General features: G+C 62.6%; 3 protein-coding genes. All 3 read right to left on the bottom strand.

All coding sequences use genetic code 11. The features are described from left to right. Positions 1–201: 201 nt before the first annotated feature. Entirely contained in the window at positions 202–2,400 is a 2,199-nt protein-coding gene (locus tag EOC93_RS32750; protein WP_127206677.1) for an esterase-like activity of phytase family protein, read from the bottom strand. A 150-nt stretch (positions 2,401–2,550) separates the two neighbouring features. Beyond that, entirely contained in the window at positions 2,551–3,567 is a 1,017-nt protein-coding gene (locus EOC93_RS32745) for a GH25 family lysozyme (protein ID WP_127206676.1), read from the bottom strand. Between the two features lie 176 nt (positions 3,568–3,743). Next, positions 3,744–3,959: a hypothetical protein gene (locus EOC93_RS32740; RefSeq protein ID WP_127206675.1), complete on the bottom strand. Its 216-nt coding sequence runs from the start codon at positions 3,957–3,959 to the stop codon at positions 3,744–3,746. Positions 3,960–4,204: the final 245 nt, after the last annotated feature.

Below are 4,204 nucleotides of genomic sequence, written 5' to 3'. Positions count from 1 at the left end.
TGTTCGGATCGGCGCCCAGTCCAGTTCCTTCGATACTAGGTCGAAAATCGTCTCATCCGACGCCGCCAGACCGTCCGCCAGACTCAACTGACCCAAAACACGATCCGCCATCCCGAATCTCCCTGCTCCAACCTTCACCACAGAATCACCGTTCGGCTTCTGTGCAAAGGTCTCACAGGGGGAGAAGGAAAGAGCTGCCCCTCAGTTCACGGCGCTGATATTGCCCAAGCGTAAAAACAGCGTTTCGCCGGAGGAATCATCGACGCCGTCATTGTCGGTGGCGACGAAGATGTCGCCGTTCTTGTCGATGGTGAAACCTTCGACCTTGTCGACGACATAGCCGTTGGTGGCTGATTTCAGGTCGCCGATGATGTCGCGCACCAGCGTCTTTTCTATCAACGGCAGTTCGCCACCGAGCTTGGCCGGCTTGAAAGCGTCGAGCGCCACCGAATAGACGCGCTTCACCTTGGCCAGGTCGCCGATCTGGTTGTCGCGTTCGAGGATGTAGAGCTTGCCGTCATGCGCGGCGATCTCCGACAGGCCCATCCAGCCAGCTTCGGTCGCTTCGAGCGGATAGCGCACCGCCGACCATTCCTTGGCCTTCGGCTTGTAGGCCAGAAGCTTGACCTGGCCCTTCGGATCGTCGGCCCATTCGCGCTGCACTGCCATCACCAGCGTCAGGTCATCGCCTTCGCCGATGGTGGTGATGCCTTCGAGACCGAAGCGGGTCTGGTGGGCGAGCAGTTCCATCGAGAAGCCGATCTCCTGCTTGATCTCGCCCTTGTCGTCGACGCGCAGGATGGCGTGCGGGACGAGCTTTGCCGGATCGCCTTCATTGGCCAGCCAGAAGCCGCCGTCACCGTCGGCGACAAGACCTTCGATGTCGAGCTTCTGTGCAGGATGGCCGCCACGCGTGACGATGGTCTTGCCGGCGATCAGCGCCGGCGTCTGCGTGGCGTCGATCTCGAAGATCGAGGGCGCGTTGGCGTAGAACGAGTCCGACGCAGCGAAGAGCTTGCCGGCAGTCTCGCCGGCCGCGAGCGCCGAAAGCGCACCCCAGCCGAGCGGCGTGCCGTCTGCTGTGAGCTTTGCCGTGATCATCGGGTAAGTGGCGGGACCCTCGGAGCGCTCGTAGACCATGACATGCGAGCGGGCGAGCCCGTCCTCGACCAGGTCGGCCTCGTTGGCGGTGACCAGGAGATTGCGCGACGGGATCGCGACAAGGCCTTCCGGAGCGATGCCGGAGGGCAGGATCTGGACAAACTGAGGCTCCGCACCGGTGTCCTTGTAGACACCGACAACGGAGCCGCGCTCCGAAGCGACGAAGATCAGCCTGTCTTCGCCGAAGGCGCCGGTCTCGAGACCTTCCGGCTCGATGCCCTTCTTGTTGCGGTCGTCGGGGTAATGACCGGCATTGGCGACCTGGTACTCGAAGGATGGACCGGATTCGTAGAGAACCTCGCCCATCTTGCTGAAGATTGTGAAACCGCGCGAGCCGCCCTTGTAGTCGCCTTCGTTGGCGACGACGAGACGGTCATTGTCGAGCCATTTCACGGCGTCGGGTTCGCGGGCGACGTTTTCCATTTTGCCATCGAAGGACAAGGCGCCGTTCTTCTTGGTATCGATCTTGTCCAGCGTGACCGAGCCTGCGGAGAAATGCGTGACGATCGCGCCGGTTTCGGCGTTGACGATGGCGATGTGGTTGTTTTCCTGCAGCGTGACCGCTATCTCGCCAGCCTCGTTGAAGGCGACGAATTCCGGCTCCGGATCTTCCGCCGCGACTCCGGCAATGCCCGCCAGGTTCACGGTCTTCATCGTCGCGCAATCAGGCTGGCCTTCGGCAAGCGTGAAAATCTTGAGGTCGCCCGCCGGCATCTGCGGTATTTCTCCGTCGTTCACCTCCTCGTCGCGCTCGTTCTCGATGGCGATGGCGAGGAACTTGCCGTCCTTGTTCAGCGCCAGCGAGTCCGGCTGGCCGCCGAGGTCGCAGGTGCTTTCGATCGCCTTGGAGGCAAGGTCGATGACCGTAAGGTTGCCCGAAGGCTTGGCTTTGCTCTCCGACGTGTTGATGCCGGCCAGCACCTTGCCGCCGATCACCACAACCGAGGTCGGCTCGCCGTCGATCTTGACGATGCCGCCGGCCTTGGGCGCCTTGGGGTCAGTGATGTCGATGAAACCGACCGCACCGAGCGGGCTGTCGGAATAGACCAGCGTCATGCCGTCTTCGGAGGCCGCGATGATCTCGGACGAAGTCGGCGTGGCCTTCTCGACGTCCGCCGGGAGGTTTCCGGCGACTGCGAAGCTCGCGACCCGGTTGAACATCATGTCGGCATGGGCCGGCAGCGAAACGGAGGCAGCAAGCGCTGCCGTCAGGACGAAAAGCGCGGAATGGCGGGGCACGGGTGGCGTCTCCTGTTCGGATGGAAGCCACCTGCTTTGGAGGAGCGACATTTCAATGCGATGACGGATCCATGACAATTCCGCGACAGGCGGTCAGGGTCCGTCGATACTCACGTCGGGCTGGCCTGCAAATGCGGTCTCTGCGACTGCCTACTCCGCCTCGGCCACCATCTGCCGCCCGCCAACCCAGTTCCGCCAGGCTCTCTCGTCACCGTGGAAGACGTTGAGGTCGATGCGGCCCCTCACGCCGTGCGACAGGCCGGAGCCGGAATACTGCCAGAACACCCATTTGCGGCCGGGATAGACCTTTGACGGGTGCTGTGCGACCGCGCGCAGCCAGAACGGATAGTCGGGGAAAGCGCCACGCAGATTGTCGCGGTAGAAATCGGGTGCGGTGTAGATGATGGGCCGCTGGCCGTAGTGGCGTTCCAGCTTGTCCATGAACACCTGCATCTTCTCCAGCACCTTTTGCCGCGACGGCCGCCGCTTGCAGCTGGATTCGCCGTTCCACTCGACATCGATCACCGGCGGCAAGGCGCCCTCGACCCTCGGCACGTTGCGGATGAACCAGTCGGCCTGCTCGCCTGCCGTGCGGCACCAATAGAAGAAGTGATAGGCGCCGCGCTTGAGGCCGGCAGCGTCGGCATTGCGCCAGTTCTTCCTGAACATCGGGTCGAGATGATCGCCGCCGTCGGTCGCCTTGATGTAGGCGAAGTTCGCGCCCTGCGCGCGCAGCTTGTCCCAGTTCACGTTGCCCTGCCAGCGTGAAACGTCGACGCCGTGAACGGCGAGGTGCCTGGGCGAGGCCCTGCCGAAATTGATCGGCTTGGCGTCACGAAAACGATAGCGCTGGACCGGCTCGGCGAGGATCGGTGCTGCCCGCGCCAGCCGCTTCGGCGCCACCAGGGCAATTGGCTCGGCGGGTGGTTCAATGCTTTCCACAGGCTCTGGAGGAGCCAGCGCCACGGCTTGGTCCATCGCCTCTTCCTGAGCGAAGGCGGGTGCGGCATCGGCGGCACCGACCGACGCGACCGGCGCGGGCGGCCTCACAACCGAGCTGGTCGTCTCGCTGGACGGCACTTGCAGCGCGTCGACGCTGGACGTCGACGTGCAGCCGGCAAGGCACAGCGCTGCGATCGAGAAGACAACGACGCCTGATAACCGCATCTGGACCTGTACGCAAAACACAACAGACCGATGGCAAGACAGCGCCGCCGGACAAACCAGTCCAGATTACTAACGAGAAATTACCAACAAAGTTTGAATCAAATTGTTAGGGGCTTCTTCATCGAAGCGTCCGCGGGACAGCGCGAAAGACCGCTGACCCTGTCAGGCACTGTTGCCTAGCTGCACAGCCATAGCTTGTGGCAGGTCTCGGCCACCATGTGAGCCGGCGGCACAAAGCGATCGGGGTTGACCGGCGCATCATCCTCCGCCCGACGAACCTTTTCTTCAAGCAGCGTGCGAAGCGCCGCTGGCTGCACGCGATCGCGTTCCATCACGAGCTTGATCATCGGATCGCTCAAAAGCTCATCCAGGGTGTTGATTCTGTCGTTCATCCGTCGCCTCCTCGACCGCCGACCCGCAACCAATAGATAGGTGGCAATGATGGCTCGCCAATGACGCTTTGCCGGCTATCTCGTGTCCCGGATGAAAAAAATTGGGCACGCACCCTTGCCTTCTCCCCTTGTGAGGGCTTTGCACGGGGAGCGAAGTGGATTTCGGTGGTCAGTGAGGGCCTTTTTGAAGGCCGGCAGAGCGGTTTTCCGCGGCCCTTGCGGGGCCTTTGTCGGTTTAGGCAGCC

Origin of the sequence: Mesorhizobium sp. M6A.T.Ce.TU.002.03.1.1, assembly GCF_003997275.1 — a bacterium.
GTDB classification, from domain to species: Bacteria; Pseudomonadota; Alphaproteobacteria; order Rhizobiales; family Rhizobiaceae; genus Mesorhizobium; species Mesorhizobium mediterraneum.
This window is presented reverse-complemented; position numbering and strand designations above follow the sequence as displayed.

Coding starts and splice junctions, on each gene's coding strand:
- EOC93_RS32745 (WP_127206676.1), bottom strand. CDS start 3,567: ATGCGGTTATCAGGCGTCGTTGTCTTCTCGATCGCAGCGCTGTGCCTT.
- EOC93_RS32740 (WP_127206675.1), bottom strand. CDS start 3,959: ATGAACGACAGAATCAACACCCTGGATGAGCTTTTGAGCGATCCGATG.